General features: G+C 71.9%; 19 protein-coding genes. 12 read left to right on the top strand and 7 right to left on the bottom strand.

Going from position 1 to position 20,549, the window contains the following annotated elements; all coding sequences use genetic code 11:
* The first annotated feature begins 1 nt into the window (after nucleotide 1).
* The 6 genes from SLAV_RS40175 (at nucleotide 2) to SLAV_RS40150 (ending at nucleotide 8,562) form a co-directional block, all read left to right on the top strand.
* Nucleotides 2–235, top strand: coding sequence for a tautomerase family protein (locus SLAV_RS40175; protein ID WP_030237957.1), 234 nt, complete (start codon nucleotides 2–4; stop codon nucleotides 233–235).
* A 10-nt stretch (nucleotides 236–245) separates the two neighbouring features.
* Complete coding sequence (locus tag SLAV_RS40170) at nucleotides 246–1,190, top strand: pseudouridine-5'-phosphate glycosidase (protein WP_030237956.1); 945 nt, start codon at nucleotides 246–248, stop codon at nucleotides 1,188–1,190.
* A 69-nt stretch (nucleotides 1,191–1,259) separates the two neighbouring features.
* A complete protein-coding gene (locus tag SLAV_RS40165; RefSeq protein ID WP_030237953.1) occupies nucleotides 1,260–2,342 on the top strand; it encodes an alkene reductase in 1,083 nt (360 codons plus the stop codon).
* 14 nt (nucleotides 2,343–2,356) lie between these two features.
* A complete protein-coding gene (locus SLAV_RS40160; RefSeq protein ID WP_030237951.1) occupies nucleotides 2,357–3,298 on the top strand; it encodes a ribose-phosphate diphosphokinase in 942 nt (313 codons plus the stop codon).
* 303 nt (nucleotides 3,299–3,601) lie between these two features.
* Complete coding sequence (gene bpsA, locus SLAV_RS40155; protein WP_030237949.1) at nucleotides 3,602–7,453, top strand: indigoidine synthase BpsA; 3,852 nt, start codon at nucleotides 3,602–3,604, stop codon at nucleotides 7,451–7,453.
* Between the two features lie 272 nt (nucleotides 7,454–7,725).
* The gene (locus SLAV_RS40150) at nucleotides 7,726–8,562 is read left to right on the top strand and encodes an AfsR/SARP family transcriptional regulator (RefSeq protein WP_031943737.1); all 837 of its coding nucleotides are present in this window, start codon (nucleotides 7,726–7,728) and stop codon (nucleotides 8,560–8,562) included.
* A gap of 73 nt (nucleotides 8,563–8,635) precedes the next feature.
* On the opposite strand, the gene SLAV_RS40145 is transcribed toward SLAV_RS40150, so the two are convergent.
* The 4 genes from SLAV_RS40145 to SLAV_RS40130 are packed head-to-tail and all read right to left on the bottom strand — an operon-like array spanning nucleotide 8,636 to nucleotide 12,336.
* Complete coding sequence (locus SLAV_RS40145) at nucleotides 8,636–9,580, bottom strand: 3-hydroxyacyl-CoA dehydrogenase NAD-binding domain-containing protein (RefSeq protein ID WP_030237944.1); 945 nt, start codon at nucleotides 9,578–9,580, stop codon at nucleotides 8,636–8,638.
* Complete coding sequence (locus SLAV_RS40140; protein ID WP_030237942.1) at nucleotides 9,577–10,644, bottom strand: LLM class flavin-dependent oxidoreductase; 1,068 nt, start codon at nucleotides 10,642–10,644, stop codon at nucleotides 9,577–9,579. The genes SLAV_RS40145 and SLAV_RS40140 overlap by 4 nt, the downstream gene beginning before the upstream one ends.
* Nucleotides 10,645–10,663: 19 nt before the next feature.
* Nucleotides 10,664–11,134, bottom strand: a complete 471-nt coding sequence (locus SLAV_RS40135) for a nuclear transport factor 2 family protein (protein WP_031943738.1) — start codon at nucleotides 11,132–11,134, stop codon at nucleotides 10,664–10,666.
* 56 nt (nucleotides 11,135–11,190) lie between these two features.
* Nucleotides 11,191–12,336, bottom strand: coding sequence for an acyl-CoA dehydrogenase family protein (locus tag SLAV_RS40130; protein ID WP_030237937.1), 1,146 nt, complete (start codon nucleotides 12,334–12,336; stop codon nucleotides 11,191–11,193).
* A 261-nt stretch (nucleotides 12,337–12,597) separates the two neighbouring features.
* Between SLAV_RS40130 and rfbA the strand changes: the two genes are divergently transcribed.
* On the top strand, nucleotides 12,598–13,512 hold the full coding sequence (gene rfbA / locus SLAV_RS40125; RefSeq protein ID WP_031943739.1) for a glucose-1-phosphate thymidylyltransferase RfbA: 915 nt from the start codon (nucleotides 12,598–12,600) through the stop codon (nucleotides 13,510–13,512).
* 102 nt (nucleotides 13,513–13,614) lie between these two features.
* On the opposite strand, the gene SLAV_RS40120 is transcribed toward rfbA, so the two are convergent.
* Both SLAV_RS40120 and SLAV_RS40115 read right to left on the bottom strand, forming a co-directional pair.
* On the bottom strand, nucleotides 13,615–14,202 hold the full coding sequence (locus tag SLAV_RS40120; RefSeq protein WP_030237934.1) for an NADPH-dependent FMN reductase: 588 nt from the start codon (nucleotides 14,200–14,202) through the stop codon (nucleotides 13,615–13,617).
* 123 nt (nucleotides 14,203–14,325) lie between these two features.
* A complete protein-coding gene (locus SLAV_RS40115; RefSeq protein ID WP_030237931.1) occupies nucleotides 14,326–14,769 on the bottom strand; it encodes a nuclear transport factor 2 family protein in 444 nt (147 codons plus the stop codon).
* A gap of 225 nt (nucleotides 14,770–14,994) precedes the next feature.
* Here SLAV_RS40115 and SLAV_RS40110 point away from each other — a divergent pair, with 225 nt between their 5' ends.
* Nucleotides 14,995–15,462: a winged helix DNA-binding protein gene (locus SLAV_RS40110; protein ID WP_030237929.1), complete on the top strand. Its 468-nt coding sequence runs from the start codon at nucleotides 14,995–14,997 to the stop codon at nucleotides 15,460–15,462.
* A 118-nt stretch (nucleotides 15,463–15,580) separates the two neighbouring features.
* On the top strand, nucleotides 15,581–16,141 hold the full coding sequence (locus SLAV_RS40105; protein ID WP_031943740.1) for an anthrone oxygenase family protein: 561 nt from the start codon (nucleotides 15,581–15,583) through the stop codon (nucleotides 16,139–16,141).
* Nucleotides 16,142–16,151: 10 nt separating this feature from the next.
* Here the strand turns inward: SLAV_RS40105 and SLAV_RS40100 are convergent, their stop codons facing one another.
* Nucleotides 16,152–16,649 carry an anthrone oxygenase family protein gene (locus SLAV_RS40100; RefSeq protein ID WP_030237924.1) on the bottom strand — a complete coding sequence of 166 codons (498 nt, stop codon included), beginning with the start codon at nucleotides 16,647–16,649 and terminating at the stop codon, nucleotides 16,152–16,154.
* 233 nt (nucleotides 16,650–16,882) lie between these two features.
* Here SLAV_RS40100 and gdhA point away from each other — a divergent pair, with 233 nt between their 5' ends.
* The 3 genes from gdhA (at nucleotide 16,883) to SLAV_RS40085 (ending at nucleotide 20,522) form a co-directional block, all read left to right on the top strand.
* A complete protein-coding gene (gene gdhA / locus SLAV_RS40095; RefSeq protein ID WP_030237921.1) occupies nucleotides 16,883–18,232 on the top strand; it encodes an NADP-specific glutamate dehydrogenase in 1,350 nt (449 codons plus the stop codon).
* Nucleotides 18,233–18,381: 149 nt separating this feature from the next.
* Complete coding sequence (locus tag SLAV_RS40090; protein WP_030237918.1) at nucleotides 18,382–19,740, top strand: AMP-binding protein; 1,359 nt, start codon at nucleotides 18,382–18,384, stop codon at nucleotides 19,738–19,740.
* A complete protein-coding gene (locus SLAV_RS40085) occupies nucleotides 19,737–20,522 on the top strand; it encodes a thioesterase II family protein (protein ID WP_030237915.1) in 786 nt (261 codons plus the stop codon). Before SLAV_RS40090 ends, SLAV_RS40085 begins: the two co-directional genes overlap by 4 nt.
* Nucleotides 20,523–20,549: the final 27 nt, after the last annotated feature.

The following is a 20,549-nucleotide window of genomic DNA, read 5'->3' as shown; positions in this document are numbered from 1 at the left end:
CGTGCCCCACATCCACGTCCGGCACTACCCGAGGAACTTCACGGAAGAGCAGCTCAGGGCCATCGACGAAGCGGTCACCGCCGCTGTGACGAGCACCTTCGCCACCGGGGAGGACACCGTCTCGATCTCCCTTGAGCCGGTCACACCGGAGGACTGGGACAGCCAGGTCCTCGCCGAGATAGCGGCCCGCCGGGACGAGCTGATCAAAGCGCCCGGCTACTGGAACGAGAGTTGAGAGAGCCCCGATGAGCGCAAGCAACGGCATCCCCGTCGTCTACACCGAGGAGGTCCGCGAGGCCCTCCACGAGGGCGCGGCCGTCGTCGCCCTGGAGAGCAACGTCATCACGCACGGCCTGCCCTACCCGGACAACGCGGCCACCGCCCGCAAGGTGGAGGACGCCGTACGGGCCGGTGGCGCCGTGCCCGCGACGATCTGCATCGAGGCCGGTGAGATCCGGGTCGGCATGAGCGACTCCGACATCGAGCGCTTCGCGTCCCTGCCGGGCATCCCCAAGGTGTCCAGCCGGGACCTGCCGGTCGTGCTGGCGCAGGGCGGCCTCGGTGCCACCACCGTGGCCACCTCCGTCGTCGCCGCCGAGCTCGCGGGGATCCCGTTCTTCTCGTCCGCCGGCATCGGCGGCGTGCACCGGGGCGCCCAGGAGACCTGGGACGTGTCCTCGGACCTCATCCAGTTCACCCGCTCCAAGGTCGCCGTCGTCTGCGCGGGCGCGAAGATGATCCTCGACCTCGGTCTGACCCTGGAGTACCTGGAGACGCAGTGCGTCCCCGTCGTCGCCTACCGCTCGGACGACTTCCCCGCCTTCTACTGCCGTACGAGCGGCCACAAGGCGCCCCACCGCCTGGACGACGAGCAGGTCATCGCCCGCGCCGTCGAGGCCCACTGGGCCCTCGGCAACAACAGCTCCTTCCTGATCACCACCCCGGTCAGGGAGGAGGACGCCATCGACTCCACCGAGGTGGACACGGCCATCCGCGCCGCGGTCGCCGAGGCCACCCGTGACGGGGTGTCGGGCCAGGCCATCACCAAGTACCTGATGCGCGCCGTCGACGCGGCGACCGAGGGCCGCTCGGCCAAGGCCAACATGGCCGTCCTCGCCTCCTGCGCCGAGGCCGCCGGCCGGCTGGCCGTCGCCCACTCCCGTCACCTCGCCGAACTCGCGGGCCGCTGATCCGTCCCGCCCACGGGCGTTTTCCGTTCCACCACCGCACCACGCGTTGACCTCAGTCTGGAGAGACACATGTCCGAGAAGCTGTTCGAGCCGGTCACCCTGGGGAAGCTGGCCCTGAGCAACCGAGTGGTCATGGCGCCCATGTCCCGCAACCGGGCCACCGCCGAGGGTCTGGCCACCGACCTGATGGCCACCTACTACGGCCAGCGGGCCGGCGCCGGCCTGATCATCACCGAGGGCGCGCAGCCCAGCGCCGTGGGCCAGGGCTTCGGCAACAGCCCGGGTCTGCACACCCGGGAGCAGGCCGAGTCCTGGAAGCCCGTCACCGAGGCCGTGCACGCCGCGGGCGGCAAGATCGTGGTGCAGCTCATGCACGCCGGCCGCATCGGCCACCCCTCGCTGTACCCGAGCGGCCACCAGTCGGTCGCCCCGTCCGCCGTCGCCGCGGCCGGCCAGGCCTACGGCCCCGAGGGCCCGCTCGACTACCCCGAGCCGCGCGCCCTGACGGTCGAGGAGATCGCCGAGGTCGTCAAGGAGCACGCGGACTCCGCCGAGCTCGCCATCGAGGCCGGCTTCGACGGCGTCGAGATCCACGCGGGCAACGGCTTCCTGCTCCACCAGTTCCTGGCGGAGAACAGCAACCAGCGCACCGACCAGTACGGCGGTTCGGTCGAGAACCGCGTCCGCTTCGCGATCGAGGTGATCGAGGCGGTCTCCGAGCGCATCGGCGCCGACCGCGTCGGCGTGCGCATCTCGCCGTCGAACCCGTACAACGACATCGTCGAGGGCGACACCCACGCCCTCTACGAGGCGCTCGTCGCGGCCCTCCCGCCGGTGGCCTTCCTGCACATCCTGGAGGGCGGCAACCGCGACCACATCGCCGCCCTGCGCGCGCAGTGGACCGGCACGATCATCCTGTGCCCGCACCCGGAGAACGGCGTCCCGGTCAACGCCGAGATCGCCACCGAGGCGCTGGAGACCGGTGTCGCCTGCGCGGTCGCCTTCGGCTCGGCGTTCCTCGCCAACCCGGACCTGACCGAGCGCATCCGGACCGGCGCCGCCCTGGCGGAGGCCGACCAGAGCAAGTTCTACGGCGGCGACCACACCGGTTACACCGACTACCCGACCCTCGCCGAGGCCGGCGCCGCGTGAGCGAGACCGGGCAGATGCTGCTGTTCTCGGGGCGCGCACACCCCGAGCTGGCCGAGGCGATCGCCGCCGAGCTGGGCACGACGCTGGTCCCGACGAAGGCGATCGACTTCGCCAACGGCGAGATCTACATCCGCTACCACGCCTCCGTGCGCGGCGCGGACTGCTTCGTGGTCCAGAGCCACACGGCGCCGATCAACAAGTCGATCATGGAACAGCTGATCATGATCGACGCGCTGAAGCGGGCCTCGGCCCGCAGCATCACCGTGATCCTGCCGTTCTACGGGTACGCCCGCCAGGACCGCAAGCACAGCGGCCGGGAGCCCATCTCGGCCCGCCTGGTGGCGGACCTGCTCAAGACGGCCGGCGCGGACCGGATCCTCACGGTTGACCTGCACGCCGACCAGATCCAGGGGTTCTTCGACGGCCCCGTGGACCACCTCTTCGCCATGCCGGTCCTCGCGGACTACATCGGCTCCAAGGTGGACCGCGAGGACCTGACCGTGGTCTCGCCCGACGCGGGCCGCGTGCGCGTGGCGGACGGCTGGTGCGACCGGCTGGGCGCCCCGCTCGCGATCGTCCACAAGCGGCGCGACAAGGACGTGGCCCACCAGGTCACGGCCCACGAGGTGGTCGGCGACGTGCGCGACCGCGTGTGCGTCCTGGTCGACGACATGATCGACACCGGCGGCACCATCTGCGCCGCGGCCGACGCCCTCTTCGCCCAGGGGGCGAAGGACGTCATCGTGGCGGCCACGCACGGGGTGCTCTCCGGCCCCGCCGCGGACCGGCTGAAGAACTCGCGCGTCAGCGAGTTCGTCTTCACGGACACCCTGCCGGTGCCCGGGGCGCTCGGACTGGACAAGGTCACCGTCCTGTCCATCGCCCCGCTCATTGCCGGAGCCTCTCGCGAGGTCTTCGAGAACGGATCAGTGACCCGGCTCCTCCAGAGCCGGTGAACGCCCGGACGGACGGGCCGACGGGGGCCCGTCCGTCCATTGGGGGAGGGCGGCCGCACGCACCGCGCCGTTCCGGTCATCCCGGGTGGTGAGGCTCCGGCCTTGCGCCCTCGTTCTTCGGTTTTCCCGGCCGGACGCAGCTCCGGCCGCCGACGCCCACCGTGCCGGGTGTCCGCCTCCGGGCGGACGCGCCCCCCGCGCGGGCGAGGTGTCGCATCGCGGGCTCACCGACACACCGGGGCCCGGTGCGGGGGCGTTTCGCACGCGCCCGTTGCTCCACAACGGAACGTAAGGAAGCGGGAAATGACTCTTCAGGAGACCAGCGTGCTTGAGCCCACCCTGCGCGGCACCACCACGTTGCCCGACCTGCTGGCGAAGCGGGTCGCGGAGCACCCAGAGGCGACCGCCGTCGCCTACCGGGACGAGAAGCTCACCTACCGCGAGCTGGCGTCCAGAAGCTCCGCCCTCGCCGAGTACCTCAGACACCTCGGGGTCTCGACGGACGACTGCGTCGGCCTCTTCGTCGAGCCGTCCATCGACCTGATGGTCGGCGCCTGGGGCATCCTGTCCGCCGGCGCCGCCTACCTGCCGCTGTCCCCGGAGTACCCCGAGGACCGGCTCCGCTACATGATCGAGAACAGCCAGGCGAAGATCATCCTGGCGCAGCAGCGCCTGGTCACCCGCCTGCGCGAGCTGGCCCCGCAGGACGTCAGGGTCGTCACCCTGCGCGAGTCCGAGGCGTTCGTCCTGCCCGAGGGCCAGGTGGCCCCGGCCATCGAGGGCGCCCGCCCCGACAGCCTCGCCTACGTCATCTACACCTCCGGCAGCACGGGCAAGCCGAAGGGCGTGATGATCGAGCACCACAGCATCGTCAGCCAGCTCGGCTGGCTGCGCGAGACCTACGGCATCGACCGCAGCAAGACCATCCTGCAGAAGACCCCGATGAGCTTCGACGCCGCCCAGTGGGAGATCCTCTCCCCGGCCAACGGTGCCACCGTCGTCATGGGCGCCCCCGGCGTCTACGCCGACCCCGAGGGCCTCATCGAGACCATCGTCAAGTACGGCGTGACCACCCTGCAGTGCGTCCCCACCCTGCTCCAGGGCCTGCTCGACACCGAGAAGTTCCCCGAGTGCACCTCCCTGCAGCAGATCTTCAGCGGTGGCGAGGCCCTCTCGCGCCTCCTGGCGATCCAGACCACGCAGGAGATGCCCGGCCGCGCCCTGATCAACGTCTACGGGCCGACCGAGTGCACCATCAACTCCTCCTCGTACGCGGTCGACCCCGCCGAGCTGGGCGAGGCGCCGCAGTCCATCTCCATCGGCGCCCCGGTTGCCGACACCGAGTACCACATCCTCGGCAAGGAGGACCTCAAGCCCGTCGGCGTCGGCGAGATCGGCGAGCTGTACATCGGCGGCGGTCAGCTGGCGCGCGGCTACCTGCACCGCCCCGACCTGACCGCCGAGCGCTTCCTGGAGATCGAGGTCACCGAGGGCGCCGGTCCGGTCCGCCTCTACAAGACGGGCGACCTGGGCCAGTGGAACCCGGACGGCACCGTGCAGTTCGCCGGCCGCGCCGACAACCAGGTCAAGCTGCGCGGCTACCGCGTCGAGCTGGACGAGATATCCCTGGCGATCGAGAACCACGACTGGGTCCGCAACGCCGCCGTCATCGTCAAGAACGACGGCCGCACCGGCTTCCAGAACCTCATCGCCTGCGTCGAGCTGAGCGAGAAGGAAGCCGCCCTGATGGACCAGGGCAACCACGGCTCCCACCACGCCTCGAAGAAGAGCAAGCTCCAGGTCAAGGCGCAGCTGTCCAACCCGGGCCTGCGCGACGACGCCGACCTCGCCGCCCGCGTCGCCTACGACCTGCCGGGCGCCGAGCCGACCCCCGAGCAGCGCAGCCGGGTCTTCGCCCGCAAGACGTACCGCTTCTACGAGGGCGGCGCGGTCACCGAGGCCGACCTGCTGGCGCTCCTCGGCGGCCAGGTCCCCGCGGCCTACTCGCGCAAGGCCGCCGACCTGGCGCCGGCCGAACTGGGCCAGATCCTGCGCTGGTTCGGCCAGTACCTCAGCGAGGAGCGGCTGCTGCCCAAGTACGGCTACGCCTCCCCGGGCGCGCTGTACGCGACGCAGCTGTACTTCGAGCTGGAGGGCGTCGGCGGGCTGCAGCCGGGCTACTACTACTACCAGCCGCAGCGCCACCAGCTGGTCCTGATCAGCGAGAAGGCCGCCACCGGCCGGCCCACCGCCCACATCCACTTCATCGGCAAGCGCGGCGGCATCGAGCCGGTCTACAAGAACAACATCCAGGAGGTCCTGGAGATCGAGACCGGCCACATCGTCGGCCTCTTCGAGCAGGTGCTGCCGGCGTACGGCCTCGACATCCGGGACCTGGCCTACGAGCCGGCCGTCCGCGACCTGCTGGACGTGCCCGAGGAGGACTTCTACCTCGGCACCTTCGAGCTGGTCCCGCACACGGGCCGGCGCGAGGACCACGCGGAGGTCTACGTCCAGACCCACGGCAGCAAGGTCGCGAACCTCCCCGAGGGCCAGTACCGCTACGCGGACGGCACGCTCACCCGCTTCTCGGACGACATCGTCCTCAAGAAGCAGGTCATCGCGATCAACCAGTCGGTGTACCAGGCCGCCAGCTTCGGCATCTCGGTGATCAGCCGTGCCCCCGAGGAGTGGATGCACTACGTCACCCTCGGCAAGAAGCTCCAGCACCTGATGATGAACGGCCTCGGCCTCGGCTTCATGTCCTCGGGCTACAGCTCGAAGACCGGCAACCCGCTGCCGGCCTCCCGCCGGATCGACTCCGTCCTGCAGGCGAACGGCGTCGAGAGCGGTCCGTCGTACTTCTTCGTCGGCGGCCGCGTCAGCGACGAGCAGCTCGGCCACGAGGGCATGCGCGAGGACAGCGTCCACATGCGCGGTCCGGCGGAGCTGATCCGTGACGACCTCGTCAGCTTCCTGCCGGACTACATGATCCCGAACCGGGTCGTGGTGTTCGAGCGGCTGCCGCTGTCCGCCAACGGCAAGATCGACGCGAAGGCGCTGGCCGCCTCCGACCAGGTCAACGCCGAGCTCGTGGAGCGGCCCTTCGTCGCCCCGCGCACCGAGACCGAGAAGGAGATCGCGGAGGTCTGGGCCAAGTCCCTGCGCCGCGAGAGCGTCTCGGTCCAGGACGACTTCTTCGAGTCGGGCGGCAACTCGCTGATCGCCGTCGGCCTCATCCGCGAGCTCAACTCGCGCCTGGGCGTCTCCCTGCCGCTGCAGTCCGTCCTGGAGTCCCCCACGGTCGAGAAGCTCTCCCGCCGCCTGGAGCGCGAGGTCGCGCAGGAGTCCTCCCGGCTGGTGCGCCTGCACGCGGAGACCGGCAAGGACCGTCCGGTGCTGTGCTGGCCGGGCCTGGGCGGCTACCCGATGAACCTGCGCACCCTGGCCGGCGAGATCGGCCTCGGCCGCTCGTTCTACGGCATCCAGGCGCACGGGATCAACGAGGGCGAGGCCCCGTACGCGACCATCACGGAGATGGCCAAGGCCGACATCGAGGCCATCAAGGAGCTCCAGCCGAAGGGCCCCTACACCCTGTGGGGCTACTCCTTCGGCGCCCGCGTCGCCTTCGAGACCGCCTACCAGCTGGAGCAGGCGGGCGAGAAGGTGGACAACCTCTTCCTGATCGCCCCGGGCTCGCCGACCGTGCGCGCCGAGAACGGCAAGGTGTACGGCCGTGAGGCGTCCTTCGCCAACCGCGCCTACACGACCATCCTCTTCTCGGTGTTCACCGGCACCATTTCGGGTCCGGACCTGGAAAAGTGCCTGGAATCCGCCACGGACGAGGAGTCCTTCGCCGGGTTCATCAGCGAACTGAAGGGAATCGACGTCGATCTGGCGAAGCGGATCATCTCGGTCGTGGGGCAGACCTACGAATTCGAGTACTCGTTCCGTGAGCTGGCCGAGCGCACCCTGGCCGCGCCGGTGACCATATTCAAGGCCCGCGGCGACGACTACTCGTTCATCGAGAACAGCAACGGTTACTCCGCCGAGCCCCCGACGGTCATCGACCTCGACGCCGACCACTACAGCCTGCTCCGCACCCCGGACATCGGCGAGCTGGTCAAGCACATCCGGTACCTGCTCGGAGAGTAGGGGAAAGCCGGTCACAGAACACGGCCGCCCCGTCGGAGAAATCCGGCGGGGCGGCCGTGTTTTTGCATTTCAGGACCTGTCGGGAAGGGAATTGTGCATGGGGTTCAGAATTCTGACGAAAGTTGACGGCGCTCTGACACATGGCTGGTTGACGTGCATCTGAGGACTGGAAGAGAATTCTTATAATCCAGGCGGATCGCCTATTGCGCTCCCGGTTCCGTCGACGACCGTTCGGAAATTGCCGCTGTTCTGCTGACGAGGAGTCATCACCCATGCGCTTCAATCTCATCGGACCATTCGAGATCGTCACGGACGACGGCAGGACCCACCGGCCGGGGACCCCCAAGGTCTGCCAGACGCTGGCACTGCTGCTCACACGTCCGGGCGAGATCGTGACGGCCGACGCGCTCATACAGGAGCTGTGGGGTGAGAAACCGCCGCGCAGTGCCGTCACGACGCTCCAGACGTACATCTACCACGCACGCCGGATGTTCACGAACGAGTCGCTCGCACCGGCCGGCCGCACGCTGATCGTCACCAGGCCGCCCGGGTACTCGATCCAGGCGGACGACTCCGAGATCGACATCCGGATATTCGAGCGCCTCGTCTCCCAGGCGCGCCTCGAACTCGCCGAGGGCGACGCACCCACCGCCCTGCGGACCGTCCGCGAGGCGCTCGACCTGTGGCGCGGGCCCGCGCTGTCCAACTTCCCCGCGGGCGACCTGCTCTCCGGGCACGTCGTGCACCTGGAGGAGCTGCGCATCAGGGCGTTCGAGATCCGCATCGCCTGCGAGGAGCAGCTCGGCTGGCACCGGGAGTCCATCCCGGAGCTGCGCAAGCTCATCAACGACTACCCGCTCAACGAGTGGTTCCACAGCCAGCTCATCGGCGCCCTCGGCGCCGCCGGCCGGCGCGCGGAGGCCCTCCAGGCCTATCAGAACGTCCGCCGGCTGCTCGCCGACGAACTGGGCCTGGAGCCCTCGCTGGAGCTCAAGCAGCTCCAGGCGCGCCTGCTGAGCCCCGTCCCGCAGCCCGCCCGGTCCGTCCGGCCCCCGTCCCCGCAGGGGGAGGTCCGCCGGGAGCAGGTCACGGCGCGCGCCGCCTCCTGAGCACCGGCGCACGACACGAAGGAGTCCCGGTACGGCGTGGGCCGTACCGGGACTCCTTCGTGCGCGGCGGGCGTCAGGGCCGGCCGTTGACCTCCGCGAGCGAGCGCAGGATCGCCGTCTGCTTGGCGTCGCGGTCCTTGACGTGTTCCTCGTACGTCTTCGAGCCGTACGCCGCCTCCGCCTGCTCGATGAGGGAGCGGATGGTCTCGTCGTCCATCGGGGGACGGCCCAGCTGCTCCCAGCCGCGCTCCAGACCGGAGCCGAGCGTGCCGAGCCACTTGCGCAGGCCGCCCTGGCCGCCGCCCAGGTGGAAGGCGAGGAACGGGCCGACGGTCGCCCAGCGCAGCCCGATCGAGTGGGTGACCACCCGGTCGAGCTCCTCCAGCGTCACCACGCCCTCGCGCACCAGGTGCACGGACTCGCGCAGCAGCGCCGACTGGAGCCGGTTCGCCGCGAACGCCAGGATCGGCTTGTGCAGGACCACCGGCACCCGGCCGACCGACTCGAAGAAGGTGACGGCCTCCGCCACGGCCTGCTCGCTGGTCCGCTCGCCGGCCACGACCTCCACCAGCGGCACCACGTGCGGCGGGTTGAAGGGGTGGCCCACGACCAGCCGGCTCGAATCGGCCATCCTGGCGCCCATGTCGTCCGGGTTCAGGGTGGAGGTGGACGACAGCAGCAGCGCCGAGGACGGGGCCGCCTTGCCGATCCGCTCGTACAGCTCCTGCTTGAGCTCCAGGTTCTCCGGCGCGTTCTCGACGATGACGTCGGCGTCCGCGACCGCGAGCTCCAGGTCCGGTTCGAAGGTGAGCCGCTCGGCGAAGCCCGCCGGGTCCGCGGAGCCCTCCGGCAGGTACGGGGCGAACAGCTCCAGGCCCTCGGCGACGATGCGCGGCGCGTCCTCGCGCCGGCTGTTGACCCGTACGTTCAGACCGTGGCCCAGGAACAGGGCGATCCAGCCCAGTCCGATGGTGCCCGCGCCGATCACGGTGACGACGCGCTCCTCCCGCCCGCTCACGCGCCCTCCCCCAGCTTCGGGATGACCTGCTCGGCCATCAGCCGCATCGTGGTGGCCGCGTCCTCGAAGGACAGGTGGCCCGAGTGCACCCCGAGGCTGATGGTGATGTCGTCGCCGAACCACTCGGCGATCTGCTCCAGCTGCGCCCGCACCTGCTCCGGGGCGCCGATGAGCAGCTTCTGCTGCTCCATCTTGCTCTCGAAGTGGGAGGTCCTGGTGGCCTCGACCAGCTTCTCGTAGCCCGGGTAGGCCTCGGAGCGGGTGGTGCCCCAGGAGGCGACGGCGTCCCGGATCGCCGCCGAGTTGCGGTCGTCGTCGTGGCGGCCCTTGGCGCGGGCCTCCTCGCCGTCCTCGGCGACCACGCACGGGTAGCTGAAGTGGATCTGCTCGGTGCCCGGCGCGCGGCCGGAGGCGGCCCACTCGGCCCGGTAGAGCGCGAGGCGGTTCTGCAGCTCCTCGGTGGACATCACGTTCGGCACGGTCTGCAGGTTGTGCCCGTCGCGCCCGGCCTCGGCACAGGACTCGGCGCTGCGCGCGGTCGTCACGAACACCGGCGGGTGCGGCTCCTGCACGGGCCGGGGCAGCAGGGTGACCGGACCGAACCGGTGGAACCGTCCGTCGAAGACGACGTCCTCCTCGCTCCACAGCCGCTTGATCGCCTCGACGCCCTCGACGAAGCGGTCCTTCGACTCGTCGATGGAGATCCCGAAGGCCTTGAACTCGTCCGGCAGGAAGGCCCGCCCGAAGGCCGCGTCGACCCGGCCGCCGGAGATGTTGTCCAGCATGGCCAGCTTCCCGGCCAGCTTCACCGGGTGCTGGAAGGCGGGGATGGTGGCGCTGGTACCGAGCCGCACCCGCCGGGTGCGGCCGGCCGCGGCGGCCAGGAAGGTCACCGGGTCGGGGCTGTAGCCCCCGTAGGAGAAGAAGTAGTGCTCGACCATCTTCACGTGGTCGAAGCCCAGCTCCTCGGCGAGGTCGACCAGGCGCAGCGCCTCGTCGAAGTACTGCTGGGCGGGCTTGTCGGCGGGGCCGACGGTGGGGAAGAAGACGATCCCGAATTTCACGTGGGGCTCCTCAGCCTCGTCAGTCGCGGCCGGAGCCGTCGTGGTGGAGATCCCGCTCGGCCACCTGCCAGGCGCCTTCGACCGACACCAGGCGGTCGTGGCACACGACGCTGGCGAAGATGTCGAGTTCGCCGCCGCGCCGGGTGCGCATGGCCAGCGCGTAGCTGCGGGCGTGCAGCGAGCCGTCCGCCTGCGGGCGGACGTCGAGCATCCCCAGCCAGTGCCGGAAGTCGATCTCCTCGGCCTCCAGGCGCTTCTTGCGGGCCCGGGAGGAATCCCGGATGGCGTCACGGCCGCGCAGCGGCTCGTCGAGACGGCTCGCCTCCTGGAAGACGGCGTCCTCGGTGAACGTGTCCGCCCACGCGTCGGGGAAACCGTCGTCGAGGAGCCCCATCTGGCGGGCGTAGAACTGCTGCACCTGCGTGTAGAGCTCGGCGGGGACGAAGGGGTCCGCCGAGCCGCGCGGGGTACTGGGGGTGGAGTCGCTCATCCGAGCTGCCTTTCCTGGGTGGGCCGGAGTACCGGCATCGCTTGCGTCCGCGGGGGTCACGGGGTGTCGGCCGGAGCGCCGAGCCCGGCGGACGGGGACAGCAGGCGCGATCCGTAGGCGCCCGCGGCCGGGTCGAAGCGCAGGGCCACGTGACTCGCCAGGCTGTGCACGTCGCGCCAGATGCGCTGCAAGGGGTGGGCTGCGAGCTGGCCGGAGCTGCCGGTCGCCCGCAGCAGCCGCTCGACGACCTCCACCAACTGCTCGACGGCGTAGGCGCAGTCGGCGGGCGAGCGCACCAGTTCGAGCGGGGAGGCCTGCGGGGCGTCCGCGACCCGGGCGGCCCGCGCCAGCAGCAGTTCGGCGGCGTCGACGGTGATCACCGCCCGGGCGGCGGCCGTGCGCAGCCCGAGATCGTCCTGGTCGGGGCCCGTGGGGGAGTCCTCGGCCCACACCCGCAGGGCGGCGCGGGCCGCGCCCAGCGCGGGCGCCCCGAAGAGCAGGCCGCTCAGCAGCCGCAGCGGGGCCGTGTGGCACCGGGCGTCGGATCCGACGCTGCGCCCCTCGATCATGTCCTGGCGGGTGAAGCCGCGGTGGGCCGGCACGAAGACGTTGTCGGCGATCAGGGTGTTGCTCCCGGTGCCGCGCATGCCGATCGAGGTCCACGTGTCGGCGACCCGGTAGTCCTCGCGGGGCAGGGCGAAGAACCACGGGACCCGGTGGCCGTCCTGTGGCACCAGCGCGCACACCAGGGCCCAGTCGGAGAACCCGACCGCGCTGGTGAAGTCCCACTCGCCGGTCACGCGCCAGCCGCCGCCGACGACGGCCGTGGCGCTGCCGCGGGGCATCAGCGCGCCCACCACGGCGGTGTCCGCGCCCTTGGCCCACAGCTCGGCCTGGCCGTCTTCCGGGAGGTAGGCGCCCATCCGGCCGGCACCCGCGATGACGGAGGCGCACCAGGCCGCCGACGTACAGCCCTGTGCGAGGCTCGCCACGGCGTCCAGCAGACCGGCGGCCGAACCGGCCCGACCGCCCCAGCGGGCGGGCACGAAGTGCCGGGCGAAGCCGGCGCCGACGATCCCGTCGGTCACCGTCCGCGACAGCGCGCGGTCGGCGTCGGCGCGGTCCGCGTGGCGGACCGCCACGGACGCCAGCTCCTGCGCCTTGACCCGCAGATCCGTGTCTGATGTCGGGAAGCTCGGCATCGGCACCTTTTCCTCGCTCGTTCGTGGCGGCACGCCATACGGGGGCGATGCGCCCACCCTCGGGGCGGCGCGTCCAGCTCCGCTGGAAAGCCGCTCGACGCCGTACCGCGCGGCGGCGCCCGGTCCGTGCGCCCGGTCCGTGCGCCCGGTCCGTGCGGAGGGAGCGCCGTCTCGACCCGCCCTCGACCGGAGCCCGGCAGCCTCGAACGGCCACGGCCCGGGGCCGGCCGTGGGGCCGGCGACGACACGAGGTGACGAGCGGTGAAGGGCATCATCCTGGCCGGAGGCAGCGGGACCCGGCTGCACCCCATCACCCTGGGGGTGTCCAAGCAGCTGCTGCCCGTCTACGACAAGCCGATGATCTACTACCCGTTGTCGGTGCTGATGCTGGCCGGGATCCGGGAGATCCTGGTCATCTCCTCCCCCCGGGACCTGCCACAGTTCCGCGCGGTCCTCGGAGACGGCAGCGCCCTCGGCCTGTCCCTCTCCTACGCCGAGCAGGAACAGCCCCGCGGCCTCGCGGAGGCCTTCACCATCGGCGCGGACCACATCGGCGGCGACCCCGTCGCCCTGGTCCTCGGGGACAACATCTTCCACGGCCCCGGCTTCGCCCGGCTGCTCCAGCGCCACATGCCACACACCGACGGGGCCCTGCTGTTCGGCTACCCGGTGCGGGACCCGGAGCGGTACGGCGTGGGCGAGGCCGACGCGGACGGCCGGCTGGTGTCCATCGAGGAGAAGCCGGTCCGGCCCAAGTCCAACCGGGCCATCACCGGCCTGTACTTCTACGACAACGACGTGGTCTCCATCGCCCGCGGGCTGCGGCCCTCTCCCCGGGGGGAACTGGAGATCACGGACGTCAACCTGGAGTACCTGGCCCGCGGCAAGGCCACCCTCGTCGACCTGGGACGCGGGTTCACCTGGCTCGACACCGGTACCCACGATTCGCTGCTGGACGCGGGGCAGTACATCCAGACCCTGGAGCGCCGCCAGGGCATGCGCATCGCCTGTGTCGAGGAGGTGGCCCTGCGCATGGGGTTCATCGACGTCGAGCAGTGCCACCGGCTCGGGGAGCTCCTGGGCAAGTCCGGGTACGGGCGCTACGTGATGGAGGTCGCGGACTCGCTGCGCGGCCTCCCGCCCGAGCAGCGTTCCGGTTCCCTGTCGCGGGCCTGAGGCTCCGGCCCGGCCCGGCCCGTCCCGTCCGGACGGGACGGGGCCCCGCCGGCAGGTGCGTCGGCGGGGCCCCGGTGGGTCGTGCGGGCGGGCGCGGGCGGATCAGGCCTCGTACGGGCGCGCGGCGCGGCCCTCGCGCAGGGTGACGCCCCACCAGGCGAGCTGGTCGAGGAGGACGGTGGCGGCCTTGGAGCTGGCGTCCTCGTCGAGCGGACGGCCCTTCTCGTCGAACTTCTCCCACGCGTTGTGGAAGCTCACGGTGTCCCGCACGGTGACGGCGTGCAGCTCGGCGAAGACCTGTCGCAGCTGTTCGACGGCGCGCAGGCCGCCCGCCATCCCGCCGTACGAGACGAAGGCGACCGGCTTGGCCCGCCAGCCGCCGTACACGTAGTCCACGGCCAGCTTCAGCGAGGCCGGGTAGCCGTGGTTGTACTCGGGGGTGACGACCACGTACGCGTCCAGCCCCTGGATCCTCTCGGCCAGGGCGGGAGCCTCGCCGGGGGTGCCCAGCGGGTCGAGGTTCAGCTTCAGCTCCTCGACGATCGCCGGTTCCGACAGGTCGATCACGTGGATCTCCATGTCGTCGCGGCGGCCGGCCTCGGAGACGAACCAGTTCGCGACCGTGTCGGCGAAGCGGCCCGTACGGACGCTGCCGACCAGGACGCCGACCTTCAGGGGGCTGTCGGACATGGGGGTACCTCGATTCACAATAAACAGTGGGTCAGGAGTGGTGCATGGTGCAGGCGGGGCCTCGAAGGGAGAACGTAGAACCTCAAGCCGAGTTGAGGTCAAGTCCCTTCCGTGGGACGGGGATCAGACCGTTCCGTCGCGCCGCAGGGTCCGTTCGCCGACCTTCCAGCGGCCGCCCTCCTCGACGAGGTGGTCACGGCACACCACGCTCGCCGTGATCCGCAGTTCCTCGCCGCGCACGGTCCGCGCGGTCAGTACGTACGCGCGGGTGCGCAGGGTGCCGTCCGGCTGGGGGCGGACGTCGAGCATGCCCAGCCAGTGACGCAGGTCCGCCTTCTCCAGGACCAGCTTCTCGGCGTGCGCCCGTGCCGAGTCGGCGCGGCCCGCCCGGCTGGTGACCCCGGCGGGGAAGACCGCGTCCTCGGTGAAGGTCGCGGCCCAGGCCTCGGCGTCGCCGTGGTCCATCAGGGCCATCTGGTCGGCGTAGAACTGCTGGATCCGGGTGTACAGCTCGGCGGAGACGTAGTCCGCGCCGGCGGGCGGCTGGGTCGGGGATTCGGTGCTCATCCGGGCCTTTCCTCGCAGGGGGAGGCGGACGCCGCGGTTCGGCGGTTCGGCGGTGCGGCGGTGCCGGTCCCACGGTGCCGGGTGCCGCCGGAGAACGACTCGAAGACCGGCGGCTTCGCGACACCGCGCGCTTGCCCCCAAGCGCACTTGAGGTCCTACTGTCTGCGCATGGCCCGCCCGCACGGCGTGCGGGCACGCACCCGGAACACCGCGAGGGGACCTCCCATGACCACCCAGCAGATCTCCGACGCCGAACTCGCCGGACAGCCCGCCGCCTACTGGACGGGTGTCGCCTACGAGGCGCTCATCGCCTTCACCCGGGCGCGGCAGGCCGAAAAGGGCTACACCCAGCCCCAGTTCTGGCTGCTGCGCAACCTCTCGGAGAACGACATCTCGCCCGACGGGCAGGGGATGACCCTGTCCGAGCTGAGGGAGGCCATGACCTCCTACATCCGGGCCGAGGACGACCTGGCGGCCGAGGCCGAGGTGCTCGTGGAGCGCGGCTGGCTGACCCGGGACGCGCAGGACCGGCTGTGGCTCACCGAGGACGGGGAACGGGCCCGCGTCGACCTCGCGCGCAACGCCCCCGCGATCCGCGCCGCCCTCCACGAGGGCATCGACGACACGGACTACGTCACCACGGTGAAGGTGCTCCGGCAACTGGTCCGCAACGCGGGCGGGACGGCCGCCTGACCCGTGCTCCACCGGCCCCGCGGCGTGTTCCGGCACAACCCTGGCCCCGGGGCCGGGCGGGATGCCACCATCGGCCGCGCACGGGCGCGGGGCCCGTCGGCAACGGGGAGGCACGTCCATGGAAACGGAACATTCAAGACCGCACGGTGGCGGAAACGGGGGCAGGGCCAGGGCCGGGGCTGCGGGCTTCCTGCTGGGGCTGGCGACCGTCCTGGTCGGCCTGATGGCGGGCCTGTTCTTCGCCTTCGACGTCTCGGTGATGCCGGGGCTGGCCGCCTCCGACGACCGCACGTACGTCACCGCCATGCAGCACTTCAACGCCGCCATCGACGGCAACGGCCTCTTCGGCACGGTCTTCCTGCTCGCGCTGCTCGCCGCGGCGGCCTCGGCCGTCGTCGAGTTCCGCGGCGGGCGGCGCACGGTCGCGCTCTGGGCGGGCGCGGCCGCCGCCGCCTACCTCGTCGTCCTCGTCATCACCTTCACGGTGAACATCCCGCTCAACAACGAGCTCGCGGCCGTCGGCGACGCGGCCGAGGCCACCGCCTTCCCGGTGCTCGACAAGTTCAGGGGCACCTGGGTCACCACGAACATCATCCGCACGCTGCTCTGCACCGCCGCCCTGACCGCCCTGGCCCGCGCCCTGCTCCTGCACGGCCGCGCCACGGCGGACCGGGGCTAGCGGACCGGGGCTAGCGGGACTGGCCGTACAGGACCAGGGCCCACGCCAGCAGGCCGGTCGCCGCCGTGCACAGCAGGGTGCGCCACACGTTCGCGCGGACCCACGGGCCCTCGAACGCGCGGCGCACGGCGGCCGGGTCCGCCAGCCCGTCCGCCGGGCCGGCCTGCTCCAGGGCGTTGTTGAGGGGGATGTTCACCCGCCCCGTCACGAACAGCGCGAGGACGCTCGCCACGAACGCCGCGATCAGCGGCGGCAGCACCTCCCGTCCGTCCGCGGGCAGGTGCAGGACGAGGGCGAGCCCGGTGAACAGCGGCGCGCCCAGATAACCGGCCAGGAACCAGCCGTTGAGGATCGAGACGTTGACCCGCTGCATCACCTCCACGGCCGTCCGGTCGCCCGCGCCGCGCAGGGCGGGCATGACCGCCACCGCGAATCCCCAGAAGAGCCCGCTCACCAGACCCGTCGTCACCACCGCGGCGATCAGCGAAGCCGTCCGTGCCGTCTCCACGCAGCCCTCTTCCCTCGCGCTCGTGTCGCCCCCCGTCGGACCGTCCAAGCGACGGGGAGCCGGTCCGGGGCGATCCTACGGCTCGCGGACGGCCACGTCCCGACATATCCGACGCGGGCCAAAGTCCCAGTTCAGAGCCTTGGAACGAGCTTTGCCGGAGCGCAGCCCGGGCACGGTACGCTCCTTCGGCCGGGCCCGCACGCCCCTCGACACATCTCGGAGAGGAAACAGACGTGACCGACGCCAAGGACAGGCTGGACGTACTGCGGGCGGACATCGAGCGCCGCAACCCCGCGCAGCCCGAGTTCCACCAGGCCGTACGGGAGGTCCTCGACACCCTGGCCCCCGTTCTCGCGGCCCGCCCCGAGTACGCCGAAGCCGGACTCGTCGAGCGGCTCCTGGAGCCCGAGCGGCAGATCATCTTCCGCGTGCCGTGGACCGACGACCGGGGCCGCGTGCACGTGAACCGCGGCTACCGCGTCGAGTTCAACAGCGCGCTGGGCCCCTACAAGGGCGGCCTGCGCTTCCACCCGTCGGTGGACATCGGCGTCGTGAAGTTCCTCGGCTTCGAGCAGATCTTCAAGAACGCCCTGACCGGCCTCGGCATCGGCGGCGGCAAGGGCGGCAGCGACTTCGACCCGCACGGCAAGTCGGACGCCGAGGTCATGCGCTTCTGCCAGTCCTTCATGACCGAGCTGTCCCGCCACATCGGCGAGCACACCGACGTCCCGGCCGGTGACATCGGCGTCGGCGGCCGCGAGATCGGCTACCTCTTCGGCCAGTACCGCCGCATCACCAACCGCTGGGAGGCCGGCGTCCTGACCGGCAAGGGCCGGGGCTGGGGCGGCTCCGCGATCCGCCCCGAGGCCACCGGCTACGGCGCCGTCCTGTTCGCCGCCGAGATGCTGAAGGTGCGCGGGGAGTCCCTCGACGGCCTCTCCGCGGTGGTCTCCGGCTCCGGCAACGTCGCCCTGTACACGATCGAGAAGCTCCAGCAGCTCGGCGCCAACCCGCTGACGGCCTCCGACTCCTCCGGCTACGTCGTCGACGACAAGGGCATCGACCTCGCCCTGCTCAAGCAGATCAAGGAGGTCGAGCGCGGCCGCATCGCCGAGTACGCCGCCCGCCGCGGGCCCTCCGCGCGCTTCGTGCAGGGCGGACGGGTCTGGGAGGTCCCGGCGGACGTGGCCTTCCCGTCGGCGACCCAGAACGAGCTGGGCGTCGAGGACGCGCGCACGCTCGTCGCGAACGGCGTCAAGGCCGTCTCGGAGGGCGCGAACATGCCCACCACCCCCGACGCGGTGCACCTCTTCCAGGAGGCGGGCGTCGCCTTCGGACCGGGCAAGGCCGCCAACGCGGGCGGCGTCGCCGTCAGCGCGCTGGAGATGGCCCAGAACGCGGGCCGGGTGGCCTGGAGCCGCGACCGGGTCGAGGACGAGCTCGCGGGCATCATGCGCTCGATCCACGAGGTCTCCCACGAGACGGCGGCCCGCTACGGCGCCCCGGGCGACTACGTCACCGGCGCCAACATCGCCGGCTTCGAGCGCGTGGCCGACGCGATGCTGGCCCAGGGCGTCATCTAGCGGCGGACCGACCCGGACGCCGTCCCGGGTGCGGTCCCGCGCGGACGCGGTGGTTCCGTCCCGCCCCCAGGGTCGGGGCGGGACCACCCGGCCGCGCGCCGGGTGGGGGAACGTAGCCTGGGTTCCCACCATCGACAGGGAGTTGCCGCGTGCTGACCGCACTGGACGGGACGTACGGCGACCGCGCGGACGCCATCGGCGTCGCCGGCCGCACCGCTTCGTACGAGGAACTGCTGGGCGCGGCCGGCGCCGTGGCCGCCGACATCGCGGGCGCCCCCGCCGTCGCCGTCACCGCGACGGCCTCGCTGGAGACCGTCGCCGCCGTCGTCGGCGCCCTGCTCGCCGGGGTGCCCTGCGTACCGCTGCCCCCCGACGCCGGACCCGCCGAACGCGACCACATCCTGCGCGACTCCGGCGCCGTCGCGATCGAGGCCGACTTCGCCCGGCGGGCCGCCCCGCCCACCGCCGCTCCGGGCGCCTCCCCGCAGGACCCCGCACTGATCCTGTACACCTCCGGCACCACCGGCCCGCCCAAGGGCGTGGTCCTGGCCGCCGACGCCCTCGCGGCCGACCTCGACGCCCTCGCCGAAGCCTGGCAGTGGAGCGCCGAGGACACCCTCGTGCACGGGCTCCCGCTCTTCCACGTGCACGGCCTCGTCCTCGGGGTCCTCGGCGCCCTGCGCACCGGCAGCCGCCTGGTGCACACCGGCCGCCCGACCCCGCAGGCCTACGCCGCCGCGGGCGGCAGCCTGTACTTCGGGGTGCCGACCGTCTGGTCCCGCGTGGCCGCCGACCCGGCGTCGGCCGCCGCCCTGTCCGGGGCCCGCCTCCTGGTCTCCGGCAGCGCCCCGCTGCCGGCCCCCGTCTTCCGGGACCTGGAACGCCTCACCGGGCACCGCCCCGTCGAGCGCTACGGCATGACCGAAACGCTGATCACCGTCAGCGGCCGGGCCGGCGGCGAAGTGCGCCCCGGCACCGTCGGCACCCCGCTTCCCGGCATCCGGACCCGCATCGCCGCCGAGCCGGGCGCCGAGATCGGGGAACTCCAGCTGACCGGGCCCACCCTGTTCTCCGGATACCTGGGCCGCCCCGAGGCCACCGCCGCCGCGTACACCGAGGACGGCTGGTTCCGTACGGGTGACATCGCGGCCGTCGACGAGAGCGACGGCGTCCACCGCATCGTCGGCCGCGCCTCCATCGACATGATCAAGTCCGGTGGCTACCGCATCGGCGCGGGCGAGATCGAGAACGCCCTGCTGGACCACCCCAAGGTGAGCGAGGCGGCCGTCGTCGGCGTCCCGGACGCCGACCTCGGGCAGCGGATCGTCGCCTTCGTCGTCGCCGAAGGGGTCACCGGCGCCGAACTCACCGACTTCGTCGCCGCCCACCTCTCGGTCCACAAACGCCCCCGCGAGGTCCGCTTCGTAGCCTCCGTACCGCGCAACGCCATGGGCAAGCCGCAGAAGAAGCTGCTGCTCGACGGCCACTTCGGCGGGGAGGCGCGATGACGGCCCCCACCGGCACCCGCCGCGACCCCTGGATCCGCCGCTTCCACCCGACGGCGCACCCCCCGACCGCGCCCGTCCTCGTCGTCCTCCCGCACGCGGGCGGCAACGCCTCCTTCTACTTCCCGTTCTCCCGGGACCTCGCCGCGCACGCCGAGGTGCTCACCGTCCAGTACCCCGGCCGCCAGGAGCGGCTGGGGGAGACCGGCCCGGACACGGTGGACGGGCTGGTCGACGGGGTGGAACGGGCGCTGCTGCCGTGGCGGGAGCGGCCCGTAGTGCTGTTCGGGCACAGCATGGGCGCCGTACTCGCCTTCGAGCTGGCCCGGCGGTGGGAACGCGCGGGGGAGGGCCCGCGCGGCCTGGTCCTGTCCGGGCGGCGCTCCCCGCTGGCGCACCGCGAGGAGGCCGCCCTGCACCTCCAGGGCGACGACGCCCTGATCGGGCAGCTGACGGCACTCGTCGGCACCGACGCCGGGCTGCTGGCGGACCCGGAGTTCCGGGAGCTGATCCTCCCGTCGCTGCGCAGTGACTACAAGGCCGTCGAGACCTACCGGTACGAGCCGGGGCCGCCGCTGCGCACCGCCATGAGCGTGCTGTGCGGGGAGTCCGATCCGCGGGCGAGCGTGGCCGAGGCCATGGGGTGGCGGGAGCTGACAGGGGCGGCCTTCACCTTCCGCTCCTTCCCCGGCGGGCACTTCTACCTGGCGGAGCGGCACGCGGACGTGGTCCGCGCGGTCGCCGAGGACCTGGCGTCCTTCGTCCCCGCGCCGGCGTCCGGCTGACGGCGCGGGGGTCCAGGGCGGGGTCGG

This window comes from Streptomyces lavendulae subsp. lavendulae (genome assembly GCF_002803845.1).
Lineage (GTDB): Bacteria > Actinomycetota > Actinomycetes > Streptomycetales > Streptomycetaceae > Streptomyces > Streptomyces lavendulae.
The sequence above is the reverse complement of the archived record's forward strand: the minus strand, read 5'-3'. Positions and strand labels throughout refer to the sequence as shown.

Excerpts from the sequence above, each read along its gene's own strand:
- SLAV_RS40170 (WP_030237956.1), top strand. The coding sequence starts at position 246 with ATGAGCGCAAGCAACGGCATCCCCGTCGTCTACACCGAGGAGGTCCGC.
- SLAV_RS40165 (WP_030237953.1), top strand. The coding sequence starts at position 1,260 with ATGTCCGAGAAGCTGTTCGAGCCGGTCACCCTGGGGAAGCTGGCCCTG.
- SLAV_RS40160 (WP_030237951.1), top strand. The coding sequence starts at position 2,357 with ATGCTGCTGTTCTCGGGGCGCGCACACCCCGAGCTGGCCGAGGCGATC.
- bpsA (WP_030237949.1), top strand. The coding sequence starts at position 3,602 with ATGACTCTTCAGGAGACCAGCGTGCTTGAGCCCACCCTGCGCGGCACC.
- SLAV_RS40150 (WP_031943737.1), top strand. The coding sequence starts at position 7,726 with ATGCGCTTCAATCTCATCGGACCATTCGAGATCGTCACGGACGACGGC.
- SLAV_RS40135 (WP_031943738.1), bottom strand. The coding sequence starts at position 11,134 with ATGAGCGACTCCACCCCCAGTACCCCGCGCGGCTCGGCGGACCCCTTC.
- SLAV_RS40130 (WP_030237937.1), bottom strand. The coding sequence starts at position 12,336 with ATGCCGAGCTTCCCGACATCAGACACGGATCTGCGGGTCAAGGCGCAG.
- SLAV_RS40120 (WP_030237934.1), bottom strand. The coding sequence starts at position 14,202 with ATGTCCGACAGCCCCCTGAAGGTCGGCGTCCTGGTCGGCAGCGTCCGT.
- SLAV_RS40115 (WP_030237931.1), bottom strand. The coding sequence starts at position 14,769 with ATGAGCACCGAATCCCCGACCCAGCCGCCCGCCGGCGCGGACTACGTC.
- SLAV_RS40110 (WP_030237929.1), top strand. The coding sequence starts at position 14,995 with ATGACCACCCAGCAGATCTCCGACGCCGAACTCGCCGGACAGCCCGCC.
- SLAV_RS40105 (WP_031943740.1), top strand. The coding sequence starts at position 15,581 with ATGGAAACGGAACATTCAAGACCGCACGGTGGCGGAAACGGGGGCAGG.
- SLAV_RS40085 (WP_030237915.1), top strand. The coding sequence starts at position 19,737 with ATGACGGCCCCCACCGGCACCCGCCGCGACCCCTGGATCCGCCGCTTC.